This is a genomic window from Maritimimonas sp. 2210JD6-3, from assembly GCF_056591795.1.
On sequence record NZ_JBWQOJ010000005.1, the window covers coordinates 74,816 to 93,256 of the forward strand.

General features: G+C 33.0%; 19 protein-coding genes. 11 read left to right on the forward strand and 8 right to left on the reverse strand.

The annotated features are described in order from the left end of the window. Window positions 1-4 precede the first annotated feature (4 nt). From AC1EUY_RS04125 to AC1EUY_RS04135, 3 genes are read left to right on the forward strand one after another with little or no spacing between them, the layout of a single operon-like run. A complete protein-coding gene (locus AC1EUY_RS04125; protein ID WP_480194236.1) occupies window positions 5-1,006 on the forward strand; it encodes a tetratricopeptide repeat protein in 1,002 nt (333 codons plus the stop codon). Continuing rightward, window positions 1,006-1,782, forward strand: coding sequence for a lipoprotein insertase outer membrane protein LolB1 (gene lolB1, locus AC1EUY_RS04130; protein ID WP_480194237.1), 777 nt, complete (start codon window positions 1,006-1,008; stop codon window positions 1,780-1,782). The genes AC1EUY_RS04125 and lolB1 overlap by 1 nt, the downstream gene beginning before the upstream one ends. Window positions 1,783-1,817: 35 nt before the next feature. After that, window positions 1,818-3,047, forward strand: a complete 1,230-nt coding sequence (locus tag AC1EUY_RS04135; RefSeq protein WP_480194238.1) for a murein hydrolase activator EnvC family protein — start codon at window positions 1,818-1,820, stop codon at window positions 3,045-3,047. A gap of 4 nt (window positions 3,048-3,051) precedes the next feature. Here AC1EUY_RS04135 and AC1EUY_RS04140 read toward each other — a convergent pair whose 3' ends face one another. Both AC1EUY_RS04140 and AC1EUY_RS04145 read right to left on the reverse strand, forming a co-directional pair. After that, entirely contained in the window at window positions 3,052-3,567 is a 516-nt protein-coding gene (locus tag AC1EUY_RS04140; protein ID WP_480194239.1) for an acyl-CoA thioesterase, read from the reverse strand. 86 nt (window positions 3,568-3,653) lie between these two features. Continuing rightward, entirely contained in the window at window positions 3,654-4,580 is a 927-nt protein-coding gene (locus tag AC1EUY_RS04145; RefSeq protein ID WP_480194240.1) for an HU domain-containing protein, read from the reverse strand. 123 nt (window positions 4,581-4,703) lie between these two features. Here AC1EUY_RS04145 and dprA point away from each other — a divergent pair, with 123 nt between their 5' ends. Next, on the forward strand, window positions 4,704-5,780 hold the full coding sequence (gene dprA, locus AC1EUY_RS04150) for a DNA-processing protein DprA (protein WP_480194241.1): 1,077 nt from the start codon (window positions 4,704-4,706) through the stop codon (window positions 5,778-5,780). On the opposite strand, the gene AC1EUY_RS04155 is transcribed toward dprA, so the two are convergent. Together AC1EUY_RS04155 and AC1EUY_RS04160 are read right to left on the reverse strand one after the other, a co-directional pair. Next, window positions 5,773-6,126 carry a hypothetical protein gene (locus AC1EUY_RS04155; protein ID WP_480194242.1) on the reverse strand — a complete coding sequence of 118 codons (354 nt, stop codon included), beginning with the start codon at window positions 6,124-6,126 and terminating at the stop codon, window positions 5,773-5,775. The two genes, dprA and AC1EUY_RS04155, sit on opposite strands and share 8 nt — an antisense overlap. Window positions 6,127-6,161: 35 nt before the next feature. Beyond that, window positions 6,162-6,704, reverse strand: a complete 543-nt coding sequence (locus AC1EUY_RS04160; protein ID WP_480194243.1) for a porin family protein — start codon at window positions 6,702-6,704, stop codon at window positions 6,162-6,164. A gap of 178 nt (window positions 6,705-6,882) precedes the next feature. Between AC1EUY_RS04160 and kbl the strand changes: the two genes are divergently transcribed. The 6 genes from kbl to radA are packed head-to-tail and all read left to right on the forward strand — an operon-like array spanning window position 6,883 to window position 11,646. Continuing rightward, a complete protein-coding gene (gene kbl, locus AC1EUY_RS04165) occupies window positions 6,883-8,076 on the forward strand; it encodes a glycine C-acetyltransferase (protein WP_480194244.1) in 1,194 nt (397 codons plus the stop codon). Window positions 8,077-8,078: 2 nt separating this feature from the next. Then, window positions 8,079-8,447: a VOC family protein gene (locus AC1EUY_RS04170; protein WP_480194245.1), complete on the forward strand. Its 369-nt coding sequence runs from the start codon at window positions 8,079-8,081 to the stop codon at window positions 8,445-8,447. Between the two features lie 9 nt (window positions 8,448-8,456). Further along, window positions 8,457-8,945, forward strand: coding sequence for a 6-pyruvoyl trahydropterin synthase family protein (locus tag AC1EUY_RS04175; protein ID WP_480194246.1), 489 nt, complete (start codon window positions 8,457-8,459; stop codon window positions 8,943-8,945). 3 nt (window positions 8,946-8,948) lie between these two features. Continuing rightward, complete coding sequence (locus AC1EUY_RS04180; RefSeq protein WP_480194247.1) at window positions 8,949-9,713, forward strand: UDP-2,3-diacylglucosamine diphosphatase; 765 nt, start codon at window positions 8,949-8,951, stop codon at window positions 9,711-9,713. Continuing rightward, entirely contained in the window at window positions 9,710-10,288 is a 579-nt protein-coding gene (locus tag AC1EUY_RS04185) for an outer membrane beta-barrel protein (protein WP_480194248.1), read from the forward strand. The genes AC1EUY_RS04180 and AC1EUY_RS04185 overlap by 4 nt, the downstream gene beginning before the upstream one ends. Window positions 10,289-10,290: 2 nt before the next feature. After that, entirely contained in the window at window positions 10,291-11,646 is a 1,356-nt protein-coding gene (radA, locus tag AC1EUY_RS04190) for a DNA repair protein RadA (protein ID WP_480194249.1), read from the forward strand. 41 nt (window positions 11,647-11,687) lie between these two features. On the opposite strand, the gene AC1EUY_RS04195 is transcribed toward radA, so the two are convergent. The 4 genes from AC1EUY_RS04195 to AC1EUY_RS04210 form a co-directional block, all read right to left on the reverse strand. After that, the gene (locus AC1EUY_RS04195) at window positions 11,688-12,146 is read right to left on the reverse strand and encodes a hypothetical protein (RefSeq protein ID WP_480194250.1); all 459 of its coding nucleotides are present in this window, start codon (window positions 12,144-12,146) and stop codon (window positions 11,688-11,690) included. 25 nt (window positions 12,147-12,171) lie between these two features. Beyond that, the gene (locus AC1EUY_RS04200; protein ID WP_480194251.1) at window positions 12,172-13,599 is read right to left on the reverse strand and encodes a hypothetical protein; all 1,428 of its coding nucleotides are present in this window, start codon (window positions 13,597-13,599) and stop codon (window positions 12,172-12,174) included. 63 nt (window positions 13,600-13,662) lie between these two features. After that, window positions 13,663-14,478, reverse strand: coding sequence for a DUF695 domain-containing protein (locus tag AC1EUY_RS04205; RefSeq protein ID WP_480194252.1), 816 nt, complete (start codon window positions 14,476-14,478; stop codon window positions 13,663-13,665). A gap of 27 nt (window positions 14,479-14,505) precedes the next feature. Continuing rightward, window positions 14,506-15,558, reverse strand: a complete 1,053-nt coding sequence (locus AC1EUY_RS04210) for an endonuclease/exonuclease/phosphatase family protein (protein ID WP_480194253.1) — start codon at window positions 15,556-15,558, stop codon at window positions 14,506-14,508. Window positions 15,559-15,702: 144 nt separating this feature from the next. Here AC1EUY_RS04210 and AC1EUY_RS04215 point away from each other — a divergent pair, with 144 nt between their 5' ends. Next, entirely contained in the window at window positions 15,703-18,432 is a 2,730-nt protein-coding gene (locus AC1EUY_RS04215) for a carboxypeptidase-like regulatory domain-containing protein (protein WP_480194254.1), read from the forward strand. The last annotated feature ends 9 nt before the right edge of the window (window positions 18,433-18,441 follow it).

The window sequence follows — 18,441 nt, forward strand, 5'->3', positions numbered from 1 at the left end:
TTATATGTTATATTTTGTAAGACATAGATTTCTTACTGTTTTTACTTCATTGGTAATTTCGTTTTCATTTGCTCAACAAGAGGAAGTGCTCGATAGCCTCGCAGCAAAGAAAAACATGCGTGAATTGCAGCTTGAGCAACAAGAATTAAACTTTCAGAAATTCTTTTTTGAAGCATTACAACAAAAAGCAATTGGTAATTATGACAAGGCCATTGAAGCTTTAGAGAAATGCCAAAATATTCGTAAAGAAGATTTAGCTGTAATCTTTGAGTTCTCAAAAAATTATTTTGCACAAGAAAAGTTTTTTGAAGCCATTGCAATGGCAAATCAAGCCCTGAAAATGCAACCTGAAAACATCTTTTTACTACAGCATTTAAAAAATATCCATGTAAAAGAAAAAGATTACATTCAAGCTTTAGAAGTACAACAAAAAATTGTCAAATTAGATTCACAGTATCGAGCTGATCTCATTATTCTCTATATACGTAACGGCAAAATTGAAGAGGCGAGAAATTTACTGAGAGATTTAGAAGATAAAGGATTAATTACAGAAAGTTTAGAGCCTTTTAAAGAGTCTCTTTTTCCGAAAGGAAAAATTGCGAAACCTCAAGTTGATCAACCTAAGCAATTACAAAAACAAACCTTGGTAGAATTAAAAAAAGTTTATGCTCAAAACAAAACTTTTTCTGTTTTAAAGCAAATTTTAGCCGAGCAATTTTTATCAAATCAATTTAGTGACTTAGTGATAGAAAGTAAAAAAGGAACTGATTTATACCCAGCACAACCTTATGTATATTTAATGCTCGCCAAAGGTTTGAATAAATTGAAAAAGTATCAAGAGGCTATATCACATCTAAAGAATGGTCTAGATTATGTTATAGATGACTATGCCACAGAAGCCGATTTTTATGATGAGTTAATGTTTAGTTATAAAGCACTGGGTAATACTACTGAGTCAAATAAGTATCTTAAATTAGCTGAAGAAAAACGTAATAAAAAATCATAATGGTACTAAAAAGAATACTATTCGTAGTTTTATTGGTTGTTATTGCTATTTCATGTAAATCAAAATCAGTAGCTACATCTGGCACTGTAAAAGGAATGAGTGCAAATAAGATTATAAAAAATCACTATAATAATAGTTTAGATAAGGAAACTGTTATTGCCCGATTAAAGGTAAAATATAAAGGTAAAAACAACCTACCTGGAGTTACTGCGTCTTTACGAATGGAAAAAGACAAAACCATTTGGATTAATTTATCTAAAATAGGGTTTCCAATAGGAAAAATATTAATTACAAAAGATAGGGTAAGTTATTATGAAAAAATTAATAAAACCTATTTTGATGGGGATTTTACGTTACTAAGTAATTGGTTGGGTACCGATCTAGACTTTAAAAAAGTGCAGAACCTATTATTCGGTGAAGCAATTCTAAACTTAAAAAGAGAAAAACACTTAGTTGATGTAAAAGAAAGTAATTACCAACTGTCGCCTAAAAAACCTTACGAATTATTTGATATTTTCTATTTTATAAATAGTGAGCATTTTAAATTAGATAGTCAAAAAATTCAGCAAATAAATGAAAATAAACAACTTACTATTGATTATAGTGAATACAATAGATTTGATGGTGAACTGCTTCCAAAAAAAATATTCATTACTGCTAAAGATAAAAAAAATGTCACAACTATTGATGTAGAGTACCGCTCTATTCAATTTAATAAAGATGTTTATTTTCCTTTTAAAATACCCGAAGGGTATAAAGAAATAAAGCTAAAATGAGTATAAAGACGCAAAAAATAAATAGATTTGTCTTCATGAGGTTTCGATTTGTTTTCTTCATTTGTATTTCTTTTGTCGTAATTGCTCCAGTCAATGCGCAGTCTAAAATAGAATTAGAGAAAAAGCGTGAGCACCATAGAAAAGAAATACAAAAAGCACAAAAGCTTTTATTTCAAACAAAACAAAAAGAAGAAGCTTTACTTTCTGAACTTGAAGACCTAAACAAAGTTATTAACATTCGCGATAAACTTATTTATACTATTAAAGAGGAAGAAATAGTATTGGCTAACGAAATTGAAAAAAATAAAAGCCAAATAACCGATCTTGAAAATTCACTAGACAAACTTAAGAAAGAATATGCCGACATGATCGTGCAATCATACAAAAGTAAGACTAAACAAAGTCGTTTGATGTTTTTACTTTCGTCTGAAAGTTTTACGCAGGCCTATAAACGTTTGCAATACTTAAAACAGTACGGTGCCTATAGAAAAAAACAGGGAGAAGCAATAAAATTTAAAAGCTTAAAATTAACTTCTCTTACTGATTCTTTAGTTGCTAGACAAGATGAAAAAGTATTACTTATTGCCTTACATGATAAAGAACAGGATAGTATAAAAAAAGAAAAAAATTCACAGTTAAGACTTGTTGATAAAGTAAAGAAAGAAGAGCAAAAGCACATTACATTTATTAGGAAAAAGCAAGCTGAAGAAGCTAAAATTAATCGTCAAATTCAAAAATTAATTACTGAAGCCATTGCGTCTTCTAATAAAAAAACAAATAGAAAATCCTCTGCATTTTCTATGTCTCCAGAAGAGCGTCTAGTTGCTTCAAGTTTTATTGCTAATAAAGGAAAATTACCATGGCCAATAGAACGCTATGTATTGGTAAGAAAGTTTGGAAAACAAAAACATCCTACTATGCCAGGTATTACGATTCAAAGTAATGGCATACATCTCGCCACAGAGCCCAAAGCCAAAGCAAGAGCTATTTTTAAGGGTAAAGTGCTAGCAATTCAACTAGAACCAGGCAGAAAAAAAATGGTGTTGATTCAGCATGGTAATTATATTTCTATTTATAGAAACTTAGATAATGTATTGGTAAAATCAGGGCAAACCATTAATACGAAACAAGATATTGGCACTATTCATACTGATGCCGTTACTGGAAAGACCATCTTAAAATTCAGTTTGTTTAAAAATGACCAAGTGCAAAATCCTGAATCGTGGATTAGCAAAGGAAATTTACTGGCAATTGCAGCAAAGTAATTTGCTATTTATCAATGAAGAGTGCTTTCAATTCATAAGCCTCTTTAGGGTTCATTCTTCCAGACAATACGAGACTTAATTGTTTTCTTCGTAAAGCACCTTCAAAACGTTGTTTTTCTAAATCTGTTTGTGGTTTTACCTCAGGTACTTTTACAGGTGTACCTGTTCTGTCAACCGCAACAAAGGTATAAATAGCTTCATTTACTTTTGTCTTTGCACCACTTTCTCGATCTTCGATCCAAACATCTGCATACACCTCCATAGAAGATTTAAAAGCTCTAGAAACTTTTGCCTCTATTGTTAGAACACTACCTACAGGTACCGCCTTATTAAACGCCACATGATTCACAGAGGCCGTTACCACAATTCTACTACAATGTCTTCTAGCAGCAATACTACAGGCTCTATCCATTCGTGCTAGTAATTCACCTCCAAAAAGGTTGTTAAGCGGATTCGTTTCCCCTGGCAACACAAGATCTGTAACAACAGTTAAGGACTCTATAGGTGTTTTTATATTCATGTAATGAAGCTCTTAAATACTAGAATTTATAATACTGCGCAAAGGTACATTAATTGCAGGTCTGTAGAATTAAAATAAAGGAAATTTTAAAGGTCTTGTACCAAAAGCCAAGCGCTCTCATCGACACTTCTTTTCACCTCATTTAAGATGGACAAGGCTTCGTACCTGTCATTGAAACTATCAAAAGAAACTTGAGTCAAACCCCATTGATTTACACCTAAAATTCTGGCATTTTCAAAACCTTTTGCTTTTAAAATTGTGATCATTCTATCTGCATTTTCAGGAATTCTAAACGCCCCAGCAATAACGTGATATGGTTTTGTAGAAAGTGTAGCATCTAAAATAATCGACGGTAACGGATCGCTAACAATAAAAGTAGCTTGCTGTATCTTATCTTCAATAACTTTTTGTTGCTTTTTAGCAACGGCTACTTCCTGTTTACGTTGACTGTATTTATATAATTCATTACCTCCAAATGCCAACAATGTCGCTCCGATAAGAAACGCTGCGGCATATTTTAGATAGTTTGTCTTTTCTTCTTGGGTTTTAGACACTAAAACAGGTGCTTTTTCTTCAATTTTTTCAACCTGTTTTCTATACGTTTCTCTCTTAACTTCCTGAGTCATTACAGTGCTTAGTCCATAGGACTCTGTAAGATAATTTATTTGTTTTTGAGGTTTGAAAAATATTTTATCATCATCTTTATTAAGCGTACCTATGTCATCAAGAATTAGCTTATTATTAATTAGATGCTCTTTCCATTGACTTACTTCAAACTTAATAAAGTTCATGGCCGATTTAAAAGGCATCTTATCTACAGAAGCAATATAATTTGCTAGTAAACCATCATTATTTTTAAGATGACTATTAAACGTTAACTGCTTTGTCGGAGGATGAAATGTATTAGAAGAAATACTAGCCGATTTATAATTGGTTACAAATCCTCCAAAATCAGGCACAATTACACACTCATATCGGTATAAAAGATCACTAATATATTGGGCTAGTTTCATTAATAACAAAAGTAAAAAAAAATGACACCTAGTCAAGCATACATTTCGTTTTTTATTAACACAAACTTTGTATATTGAAAGCAAACTGATGGATAATTGAGAGCTAAAAATAATTACTTTTTAATGGCGCTTTCTCGAATTGAAGGCATCGGCGACATCAATGCAAAAAAATTGATTATGCACTGTGGTAGTGCTGAAGCCGTTTTCAAAGAAAAGTCATCAAACTTAAGTAAGATCTCTGGAATCGGACTAGCCATTGCAAAACAATTTAAGGATACAACTACTGTTTTTAAAAGAACTGATCAAGAATTTAGTTTTATTGAAAAAAACAATATTGATACTACCTCATTTTTAGATGCTGATTATCCCGAACGCTTAAAACATTGTTTTGATGCGCCAATTTTACTTTTTAAAAAAGGAGCTATTGATCTAAAAAATCAAAAGATTATAAGCATCGTTGGTACTCGTAAAATGACAAGTTATGGGCGAGATTTTCTAAAAAGTTTATTTAAAGATCTTGTAGAATTCAATCCCGTTATTGTGAGTGGATTAGCTTATGGAGTAGATATTTATGCGCATGAATTAGCTTTAGAATTTGGCTTACAAACTGTCGCTGTTTTAGCGCATGGCTTAGACAGAATATATCCAGATTTGCATAAAAAACAAGCGCTAAAAATGCAAAGTAATGGGGGTTTGTTAACAGATTTTTGGTCGGGCACTAAACCTGATCGAGAAAACTTTGTAAAGCGAAATCGTATTGTTGCCGGATTGTCACAAGCAACGCTAGTCATAGAATCAGCAGAAAAAGGAGGTTCTTTAATAACTGCCGATCTGGCAAATTCATACAATCGTGATGTGTTTGCACTTCCTGGACGAATTACTGATGCATATAGTAAAGGTTGTAATGCTTTGATAAAAACCAATAGAGCTTCGGTACTTACATCAGCTAAAGATTTAGCATACATCTTAGATTGGCATACTTCAACAAAAAATACATCTATTCAAAAACAGCTCTTTGTCGATCTTCCTGAAGATGAACAAAAAATCTATGATTATCTTTTAAAAGAAGGGAAACAGCAGTTAGATATCATCGCTTTACACTGTAATTATCCAATACATAAAACAGCAACATTACTATTACATCTTGAGTTAAAAACTGCTGTAAGACCCTTGCCTGGAAAGTTTTTTGAAGCTATATAACTTCTTTTTCTAAAAAGTAAGAAACAATCGCATCTTTCATCATAATAGTCTGCTCACCTGGTTTTAAAAATGGCAGTTCTTCTTTGGTCTTGTAATGAGGCCAACCATCTTTATCAATAAAATCAAATTCGTAGTACCCTAAAGGTTCTAATAATCGACATATTGCTATGTGCATCAAATTTACCTTCTCGTCTTTCTTAAATTTACGATATCCTTGTCCTAATTCTTGAACGCCAATCATATAGATGATACCATCAATATCTAAGTCTTCGCCTTCCGCGAATCTTTCAGATAAGATAGCTACTAGCTGATCCCATCGTTCTTTTAAAATTACATCTCTTGCCATTCAAGAATTATTTAGAACAAAGATACTTGTAAATTTTAGAAACGGTAACCAATTCCTAACTGAAACCTATTTCTTACAAAAGACCTGTAGGTTTCCTTTAAACCATAATCAACTTGTCTCGTTAGGCCTGCATTAAATCTAGCATCTATAAAGAACTTTTTTGAAAAGTTATACTGCGAACCCACTACCATGGATAATCCAAGAGTTTCTGCATCTGAGTTTACTTCATTATTTTCTAATGCAAAATCTAGGCTTGGCCCAGCAAATATGCTCCATTCTTCATTTATATGATATTTCAATAACAAAGGAACCTCAATGAAATTATAAATTGATGAGGTTGTGAAAATTAATTCATTCTGAAAGCTCCATTTTCTTGTGATTCGAGTTTCAGCAAAAAAACCTCCATGAAAATTAAATGCATCAAAAAAAGCGGTTTTGTCTTCGACCAGATAGTTGTAATTCAATCCTCCTTTAATTCCAAAAGAGGTTTTATTTTTAATAAAATCATGATCATCTTGTGCTTGAAGATTCAAAATACCAAACATAAAAACTCCTACAATGAGTACTGATTTTTTCATATGAAATAGTTTAAGTTATTAAGATTATTCGCAACCAAAGTATAGGAAAGAACTGCACAAAAAATTCATTTAACTTTTGATTAAGAACGGTTTAACACGATTTTACTATTTCATCATAAAGAATTCATAAAACTAAGTTATTTGGCTACTTTTGTATTATAATTTTCTTAACACAAATATGTACGGAAGTATTCAAAAGCATTTACAGAATGAGATACAAAGCATCAAAGATGCAGGCTTATATAAAAGAGAGCGCATCATTACGTCATCACAAGACGCGGTAATTAAAATCTCAACGGGCGAGGAAGTCATTAATTTTTGTGCCAATAATTATTTGGGTTTATCGAATCATCCTGATGTTATTCAAGCTGCGAAAGATACTATGGATACGCACGGATTCGGAATGTCATCGGTACGTTTTATCTGTGGTACCCAAGACATTCACAAAGAATTAGAACAAAAAATCGCTGATTTTTACGGATTCGAAGATACCATTCTTTATGCCGCCGCTTTTGATGCCAACGGAGGGGTTTTTGAACCCTTATTAACTAAAGAAGACGCTATTATTTCTGACTCTCTAAACCATGCTTCAATTATTGATGGTGTACGTTTATGTAAAGCAGCTCGCTACCGTTATGAAAATAATAATATGCAAGAATTAGAAGCGCGTTTACAAGAAGCAAACAAAGCTGGTGCTAGATTTAAGATCATTGTTACAGACGGCGTTTTTTCTATGGATGGCATCGTAGCTGATCTCGATAAAATATGTGATCTCGCGGACAAATATGATGCTATGGTCATGGTAGATGAGTGTCATGCGGCAGGTTTCATAGGTAAAACCGGAAGAGGCACACTTGAATTAAAAGATGTATTGAAACGCGTAGATATTGTTACGGGAACTTTAGGTAAAGCCTTGGGTGGCGCTATGGGTGGATATACCACAGCAAAAAAGGAAATTATTGATATTTTACGTCAGCGTTCACGCCCTTATTTATTTTCAAATTCGCTGGCGCCAGCAATTGTGGGTGCTTCTATAAAAGTTTTTGATTTATTAGCCAATGACACCTCTTTACGAGATAAATTAGAATGGAATACCAACTATTTCCGTAAAGGTATGGAAGATGCTGGTTTTGATTTAGTAGGTGCTGATGCTGCCATTGTACCTGTAATGTTATATGACGCAAAACTGTCGCAAGTGATGGCCGATGAACTGCTAAAAGAAGGTATTTATGTCATCGGGTTCTTCTTTCCGGTAGTACCTAAAGAAAAAGCGAGAATACGCGTACAATTATCTGCAGCGCATACAAAAGAACATTTAGATAAAGCGATTGCCGCGTTTACAAAAGTAGGTAAGTCATTGAATATACTATAAGAATGAATTTTCAGTCTAAATCTTTACGAGCATTTATTGGTGCCAAGAATTATGAAGAATCGAGAGTTTTTTATAAAGAACTAGGCTTTGAAGAAATTGAGATAGATAAAAGCATGTCTTATTTCAAAGTGAGTGAATCTATAGGTTTTTATTTACAAAATGCTTTTGTTAAAGATTGGATTGACAATTCTATGCTTTTTCTTGAAGTAGATGATGTGGAGTCTTGCCTTATAGAATTGTCAAAAAAAGGACTTCAGAAAAAATATAAGAAAGTTCGATTTACTGATATTAAAGAAGAATATTGGGGAAAAGAATTCTTTATGCATGATCCGTCTGGAGTATTATGGCATTTCGGTAAATTCAACAACTAAGAAAAAATTATGAGCATTATACGAATTACCAAACATTTTGATTTTGAAACCGCACATGCCTTGTATGGCTATGATGGTAAATGTCGAAATGTACATGGGCATAGTTATCAATTATATGTTACTGTAATTGGAAGTCCCATTAATGATCCTGAGCATGTAAAAAATGGTATGGTGCTCGATTTTGGTGACTTAAAACAGATTGTAAAATCACAAATTGTAGATGTTTTCGATCATGCCACGATTTTAAATAAGAATTCACCGCATGCTGAGCTAGCCGAAGATATAAGAAAACATTCGCCAAAAGTCATTTTGGTAGAGTATCAACCAACGAGCGAGAATATGATTGTTGATTTTGCAGCTATCATTCAACAACATTTACCACAAAGTGTTAGATTGCATTCATTGAAATTGTATGAAACACAAAACTCATATGCTGAGTGGCATGCTTCAGATCAGCATTTAGACGAATATCAAAAAGCCCTTAACGTTTTTAAATAGCGAATGAAGATAAACCTACCAGCACATAAAAAGGTTTATTTTGCCTCAGATCAACATTTGGGTTTGCCAAACCATGCCGATAGTTTAGTTCGTGAAAAAAAATTTGTGGCGTGGTTGGATACTGTTAAACAGGATGCCCATACTATTTTTCTACTAGGTGATTTATTTGATTTCTGGTTTGAGTATAAAACTGTGGTTCCAAAGGGCTTTGTGCGTATTTTAGGAAAACTTGCTGAGTTAAAGGATAGTGGTATTGATCTTCATTTTTTTGTAGGAAATCATGATCTCTGGATGCGAGATTATTTTGAAATTGAGCTCAATGTTCCTGTGTATCATGAACCCAAAGAGTTTGTGATTAATGATACAACTTTTCTTATTGGGCACGGTGACGGATTAGGACCCGGTGACAAAGGGTATAAGCGTATGAAAAAGGTATTTACCAACCCGTTTTCAAAATGGTTATATCGTTGGTTGCACCCCGATTTAGGCATGAAACTAGGCGTATATTTATCTACCAAAAATAAAATGATCTCAGGTGACGAAGATGCGAAGTTTTTAGGAGAAGATAACGAATGGTTAGTACAATACTGTAAGCAAAAATTAAAAGTCAAACACTATGATTATTTTCTGTTTGGGCATAGACATTTACCCATGACCATTGAACTAAATGAAAAATCAACTTATATCAATACCGGTGATTGGATCACGCATTTTACGTATGCTATTTTTGATGGAGAAAAAACCGAATTAAAATATATTGAAGAATGAGAAAAAGTTTACTCATATTATCATTAATTGGATCATTAAATATAGTTGCGCAAGAAAATTTTGGAGTATTTACAGGTGTTAATTATTCCTACTTTACGGATGGATTCCAAAAACAAATCAATGCTGAAGATTCGTTTGGGTTACAGATTGGTTTATTGTATAATTTAGAATTGAGTCAAAAAATAAGTTTCAGACCTAAATTAAGTTATTCTCAACAAGGGGATAGAGTTAAATCTGAACGTTCAGGTAATAGTTTAGCAGAAATTGACACAAAACTTAATTACTTAAATGCTTCTTTAGATTTTAAATTCTGGGATAAAATCTATGTTCTTGCTGGACCTCAAGTTGGTTTTGTTTTAAGTCAGAAAAAGTTATCATTTAATTCTGGCTTCATTGAAAAAGATATCGACTTTGGCTTTAACATTGGGGGTGGGTTTGAGATAAACGATCTTTTTTTTGAATTAGGTTTTTATCAAGGACTATCTACTTTAACAAGTATTTCTAAACAATTTTCCTCAGGTGTATTAGATGTAAGAAACAGTCATTTTAAATTCACTGCTGGTTATAATTTTTAAAAATGCCTAAAACCAAAACTTCTTTTTTCTGTCAAAACTGTGGTACTCAATATGCCAAATGGGTAGGTAAATGTACTGCCTGTAATGAATGGAATACCATAGTAGAAGAACTCATTCAAAAAGAAGAAAAAAGAACTTGGAAACAAACTTCAACGGCTAAAAAAGTTTCAAAGCCTGTTAAGATTAATGAGGTTATCATTACGCAAGAAGATAGAATTCACTCTCAAAATAATGAGTTAAATCGTGTACTGGGTGGTGGTTTGGTAAAAGGTTCGGTAACCTTGTTAGGAGGTGAACCTGGCATCGGTAAGTCAACATTATTATTACAGGTAGCACTCGCAATTACCAAAAAAGTACTCTATGTTTCTGGAGAAGAAAGTCAGTCGCAAATTAAAATGCGAGCCGACAGATTAAGTGATCAAAACTCAAATTGCTTAGTGCTCACAGAGACCAAAACGCAGAATATTTTCAAATCAATAGAGGAAGAGCAACCTGAAGTTGTTGTGATCGATTCCATCCAAACCTTACATACAGACTTTATTGAAGCATCACCGGGTAGTATTTCGCAAATTCGTGAAACAACTGCTGAACTTATTAAATATGCTAAAGAAACCAATACACCTGTTATTTTAATAGGTCATATTACCAAAGAAGGTACTATTGCTGGACCGAAGATCTTAGAGCATATGGTAGATGTGGTATTGCAATTCGAAGGTGATCGAAATCATACCTATCGTATTCTAAGAGCTCAAAAAAATCGTTTTGGCTCAACAGCAGAATTGGGTATTTATGAAATGCAGAGTACTGGATTGAGAGAAGTTGAAAATCCTTCAGAAATACTAATTTCAGAAAAAGATGAATCGCTAAGCGGAACAGCTATTGGTGCTACTTTAGAAGGTATGCGACCGTTGATGATAGAAGTGCAGGCCTTAGTCAGTACCGCTGTGTACGGAACGCCACAACGCTCTGCAACGGGCTATAACATTAAACGATTACACATGATCTTAGCTGTGTTAGAAAAGCGTGCTGGTTTTCGTTTAGGCGCTAAAGATGTATTCTTAAATATTGCTGGCGGAATTACCGTAGATGACCCTGCTATTGATTTAGCGGTAGTCGCCGCAATTTTATCCTCAAATGAAGATATAGCGATTCCTCAAGATATGTGTTTTGCAGCTGAGGTAGGACTTGCTGGCGAAATACGCCCAGTAAATAGAATTGATCAACGTATTTTAGAAGCAGAAAAACTAGGTTTCTCAAATATTATTGTTTCTAAATTCAATAAAATAGCCAAAACCAACTATAAAATTAAGGTGATTTTGGCTTCTAAGGTTGAAGAAGTGTTTCAACTTCTCTTTTAGCAGACACTTCGCTTTCTCTCAGGGAGACAAATAAAAATTTGTCATTTTAATTTCTTTTTCTTTTTCGCAACTTTTTCTTTGAGTTTTGCAATCTTATCAAGCCACTTTACCTCGTCGTTAGGTGAAAGTTTCCCTTTTCTTTGTAAGCGTTCGAATTTTGCTTGCGCTTTATCTAGCTTATCTACGGCATCATCATAAGCATCTATCGCATTTTCTTGGCGTTTCTGTTCCTTTTCAGCTTTCGCCAGTTTTTTCTCTTCTCTCTTAATTTGTTTTTCAGCTTTTTTAATTTCTTTCTCTTTTGCTTTTTTCTCTTTTAATTTCTTAAAAATTGCTGTCTTTTCACTTTCAGAAAAAGTCTCAGAAACATCTTTCCCTTCAAAAAATATTTTTTTACCTTTTATCTTATATTCCTTATTGGCATACATTATTTTTTGAGAAAATGCTGCAATCGATAAAAATACAATCAATAGAAATATAGTTACTGTTCTTCGTTTCATATACATATAAATTTTTCAGACAAATTTACTGTTTATTTAATTTGAATTTTACGTTCTCACTTTCAATTTTAATCGGCGTAATCTTTGCGAATACCTTTTTAAATTTTTTCTTCATGTAAGGCGTTTGTTCTACTCCTTCTTCAGCATTTTTAAAAGGATTGTATTGTAATTGAATAACAACATCTTCATCATTACAAGCCAATGCATTCTGATATTTACCGTTTATAAAGAATTCAATTTTTGAATTCGCAGGTATGGTTACGAAATCTTTTTCGATTACTTCAGCTTCTTCAGTATCATTAACAACGCTAGCCGAAGGCACATTAATACATTCTATCGTATTTGAGAAAAAATTGATTCTATTACCAACTGAATTATTAGGTTTTAAAATTACTAAATCTTTATCTGAATTATTGATGACATCGAAAAATAACAAAATATCTCCATACTGGTTTGCTTCTGTTTTTTCTTTATTGATTTTAAAATAGATTGTACCAAAGCCTGCTGTTTTTTTAGATACTAAAGCTGCGGCTGTAGCAACAATAGCAGCTTCCTTTACAGCTATATTTTTTTGTTTTTTAGCAGCACTTTTCTCTGTTTTTTCTAGAGCTCTTCCTCTCTTCTCAAGTTTCGTTTGCTGCTTCTCAACCTCTTTTGTGGTTCTGTCAAGCTTTTCATTGGCTTTTTCTACTGAACGCTCTATTTGTTTCTTTTGTTTTTCAATCTTGTTAGAGACCCTTTTCTCTTTTTCTTTTAGCTGCTTTTCAGCTTTTTGATTCGTTTTTTTATCACTTTTTTCTTTGTAATGATTGCCTGATGTTTTTGTTTCTTTTGCCTCTGGCTTTTGTGATGAATCTTTTATTTTGTTTGATTCTTTTCGTTTTTCGCCGTTGTTTTTTGTTTTTGCTTTTTCCGCTACATCCTCTTCAATACTTTTGTTTTGAGATACATCTTTCTTTACTGTTTTCTCATTTTGCTGACTTTCTTGCTTTTCATTAGATGCTACTATGGTTTTTTGTTCATCAGCAATTTCTTGTAGTCTTTCTGAAGTTGATTCTTGTGCTAACTCTTCTTTCTTAGAAACCGACTCAGTGTTTGTTTGAGTTGCATTATTTTCCGTTAAGGCCACACTTTTTGTGTTCATGTTTGCGTTTTGAGCTAGCTCTTTTTCTTTATGCTCCCAATACCCTTCTGGTAATTTATATTTACTACTTCCTCTTCGCTTTTTGTATTTTGGTTTTAGTTTACCTCTATCGTTATATAACTCTGTAGCAATCATATAAATGGTATCTTTCTGACCCTCGGTAAGCTGTGCATACACATTGTAACCTCGATGGAATATTTTATGATTAACTAGCGTATAATATTTGTCTTTATAATGTACTTTTTGTGCAAATAAAGACACACTTATAAATAGAAGTAGTGTAAAAATTGAAAATTGTATGCAACGCATAGTGAGATAATTAAATGTTTAGCTGTTTATATAACTAAATTTATCTCGTTTTATTTTCTAAGATTATTCTTCTTTTAAGGCTTCTACGCCCCATCCATCATAGAGTCCGTTGAACATTAACGACAATTTGAACAAATCTGTCGTAAGCTTTTGTATCGTTTGTGGAGCTATCGAATCTTTTCTCGAGATTTTTATCTGCAATGGAAAAGAGCTCTTAGTAGTTCTCATTGAATCTAAGACAAACTCGAGTGGCTTTATTTTTTGTATAAACTTGTCCCGATGCTTTGCTTTTCTAAAATTAATCCAATGATTTACTTTTCTAAGCCCAGAAAGATCATCACCTTCAGCAACTAATTGATTCAAATAATCATGATTGGTAAAGAAATTGTCTGAAAGGTCTTTCGGAATTAAATTTTCTTTATAATACTTCCATTTTTTATCATTCTTTATCAATAAATAGTTCTTAGACAATGCATGGTTATACTCTAAAAAGCGCTGTAAGTTCTTTCTAATATTAGTAGTGTCTTTTACATAATACACATCAAAACCCGAACACTGATACGTCAAAACGCCTACTAACCTACTTTTTGTTAGTCTTTCTAATCTGTTAGAAATAGAGTCTGAAAAAGAATAAAATTTTGCTAGCCCTAAATAATCTGGGTAACCATTTTTTAAGCAGTTCTTGGTGCTGGTACCTACTACCAATAAATTCTTATAGTTTGGCTTCCCCATAAAGTTATAATACAAATTTGAGGAAACAGTCATGGGACCTTTATCTTTCTTTATAACATAGGTCACCCAATCTTCTTTTGGGCTTTGCGAATAAACAGTCAAGGAAATTAATAGAAATGCGGCTAGTAAAGAGTACGTATTTTTCATTAACTCAAAGTTAACAAAAACTATGCCTTATTCTTTTTCTCTTATCAAATAAACATATACTGGGAAATGATCACTATATCCACCTTGATACGTGTTAAAGCTATAACTTCTAAAAGGGTATCCTTTAAAACGTCCTTTTGAACTCGTTAAATAGCGCTTGTTAAAAATACCAGCTTTGTAAAATCTATAGGAATCATATTCTTTTTCCAGTAAGGGTTGCGAGAAAATGATCTGGTCAAATAAGTTTAATCCGTCTCTGTAAGCGAGCGTATTAAAACCTCTTCGGTGCATATCATACATCGGATTATAAAGCCCAATAGCTTTCTTAACTTTTGCTTTCTTTCCCTCAGCACCTAAAATTTCTTTCACACTTTCATTCGTGGGATCATCATTAAAATCTCCCATGGTAATAATTTTTGCCTTAGGGTTTATTATTTGAAGTGAATCTATAATTTTTCTATTCAGTTTGGCTGCAGCGATACGTTTATATTGGCTGCGGGCTTCTCCTCCACTTCTTGATGGCCAATGATTTACCATAATATGGATAAGCTCTCCATCCAATAATCCTGATACCAGTAATTGATCTCTTGTATAATCTCGTTTAGAATTATCTTTATTTCTAGTAATGTAAAGTGTATGAGATGAATGGGTAATGGGTTTAAAGTATCGTTTTTGATATAGCAACGCTACGTCAATTCCTCTTTCATCAGGAGATTCGTAATGAACGATGCCATAGTGTTTGCTTTTCAACTTTTCTGAAGCAATTAAGTCTTCTATAACTTTTTTATTCTCAACTTCGCATAGCCCAATAATTGCGGGGCTTGTTTTTGTATCTTCTTCTCCTATCTCACTAAGTACTTTACTCAATTTAGCAATTTTATCCCAGTAAATTTTAGAGGTGTATTTGTCTTTTCCTTCAGGAGTTCTGTCATCATCAAACTTTCTAGGATCATTAATCGTATCAAACAAGTTTTCTACATTATAAAAAGCGATGGTTCTAATATCATATTGTTTCTTTTTTTCTTGTGAAAAACCAAAGCTTACAATAAAAAATAAAAGCGATAAAATTGTTAATTTCATAAGATTCCTATTTGCGGCAAAAGTAAAAACAATTTTTAAGTCAAAATGATTATTTACAATTAATTAATTTAAAAAAGTGAGTAAAAATTGTAGCTTTGTGCTCGCATGTTTTGTTATGCATGCATAACTAATTTATTTAATTTTATGAGAAAAGTCACATTAACACTGTGTTTTAGTATCTTTTTCTTGAGCATGACTATAGCGCAAACGCTTAGTTCTGTAAAAGGGAAAGTTGTGGATTCTGAATCACAAGACCCACTTGCTAATGTTACAGTTATTTTAAATGAAACTTCATTATCATCTCAAACTGATACTGAAGGTAATTTTATCCTAAATAATGTTCCTCTCGGAGATCAGGTTGTAAAAATAAGTTTTGATGGTTATGAAACTCAGAGCTTTCCTGTAACTATTGAAGAGGGAAATACTGTTGATTTAGGAACTATACTATTGTTTGTTGATCTTACTATTGCTGAAGAAGATAGTGGTCTTATTTCATTAACAGAAGATGACCTAAATGACGACGATGGAAGAGCTGAAAACACTGCTGGTTTGCTACAAGCTTCGCGTGATGTTTTTCAGAATCGAGCGGCATTTGATTTTGGTCAGGCATTTTTTAGAATTAGAGGTTATGATTCTCAAAACGCTACCGTTTTAGTGAATGGCGTTCAAATGAATAAGCTTCTAACTGGGCGTCCGCAATGGAACAACTGGGGTGGTCTAAATGACGTAACCAGAAATCAAGAATTAACGACTGGTTTAGCACCATCTAATTATACTTTTGGAGGTATTCTGGGTACTACGAACATTTCAACAAGAGCTTCAGGTTATAGACCCGGTTTGCGTGTTTCGGGTTCTTATTCTAACAGAACGTATGGGGGAAGGGGAATGGTTACCTATAGCTCTGGCTTACAAAAAAACGGTTTAGCGTACACCATTTCGGCCTCAAGAAGATGGGCTGAGGAAGGGTATATTGATGGTACTTTATATGATGCTTTTAGTGTTTTTGGAGCTCTAGAATATAAACTTAATGATAAAAATAGTATCAATGCTACTGCCATGTTCTCTCCTAATCGAAGAGGATCATCTACTGCCATTACTGAAAGAACTTTTAATGCTTTAGGTAGAGAATATAATCCATATTGGGGTGAGCAAGATGGGGAGATTCGTAATTCGAGAGTACGTGAAATTAAAGAACCAATTTTTATGTTAAGCCACTTTTTCGAAAGTGATAGAACAAGTATTACTACAAGTGTTGCTTATCAGTTTGGTAAACAAGGGCGTAGTCGATTAGATTTTGCCAATGCGCCTAATCCAACTCCGAATTATTGGAGATATTTACCAACCATTGCTGAAAATCCTCAAATAGATTGGAATGCTTTGTATGACGCAAATAGAAATACTTTGAATATTCCAGATGCGGGAGCTGCAAGGTATACATTATATGAAGATAGAACAGATGACAACTTATTAGCTATTAATTCTGTTGTAAACACTAAAATAAATGATAATACCATATTAGATTTTGGTGCTTCCTATAAAAATTTAAAATCACAAAACTTCGCAACTCCTATCGATTTATTAGGAGCAGAATACTATGCCGATGTAAATCCTTTTTCATTAATAAATGGTAATCCTGCTAGAAATGATGTAAATGGTTCGATAGAAAAAGGTGTAGATGATCGTATAAGGTATAATTATGACATTAATTCTGACCAGATAAACACATTTGCGCAATTACAGTTTAGCTATGATAAGGCTGACTTTTTTGTGAGTGGTTCATATACAAATACTAGTTACCAAAGAGATGGTAAATTTTTAAATCAAAATTTTGAAAATAATTCTTTTGGCAAAAGTGAAAAATTAACTTTTAGCGATTTTGGTGTTAAGGGTGGTATTACTTATAAAATTACGGGACGTCACCTGTTAATGGTTAATGGAGGTTATCTAACCAAAGCTCCCACCATTAGAAACTCATTTATAAATTCAAGAGAAAATAATAATACTGTTAATGATATTGATAGTGAGAAAATATCTTCTTTAGAAGCAAGTTATATCATTCGCTCGCCAAAAGTTAAGGCACGTCTTACAGGATATTTCACTGATTTTAAAGATGGAACTGACATTAATTTTTTCTTTGCTCAGAGTGGTTCTGGATCTGATTTCTTTCAAGAAGTTGTAAATAATGTTAATAAAAGACATATAGGGGCAGAGTTTGGTTTAGAATACCAAATTACACCAACCATTAAAGCTTCTGCTGTTGCAGCTGTAGGGCAACATACATATACCGACAATGCTAATGTTGGAATTAATTTTGACACTGCTGGTTTTAATCAAGATCTTATTAATACTACTGGTTTTGCAGATTTAGGTGAAACTTTCATAAAAGATTATAGAGTTGCCAATGGCCCTCAACAAGCTTATTCTTTGGGCTTAGAGTATAGAAGTCCTAAATTTTGGTGGATTAATGCTACAGGAAATTACTTGGGAGATACGTATGTAGATATTTCGACCATTACGAGGACAAGTAATTTTTATATAAACCCTGACGATCCTTCTGGATTGCCGGTTGACAATATTGATTTAGAATTGGCTAGAAACTTATTACAGCAAGAAAAATTTGATAGTTATTATCTTTTCAATCTTGCTGGGGGTAAGTCATGGAGAGTAAAGGGTACTTACATTAGTGTATTTGCCAGCATCAATAATGTATTTGATCAAACTTTTAGAACTGGTGGTTATGAGCAATCTAGAACTGCAAATTATGTCGATTTAGTTGAAGATACCGCAAATGGTTCTGCTCAACGTAATTTTGGTAATAAATATTGGTATGGTTTCGGAAGAACTTACTTCGTAAACTTTGCTGTTAGCTTTTAATAAAACAAA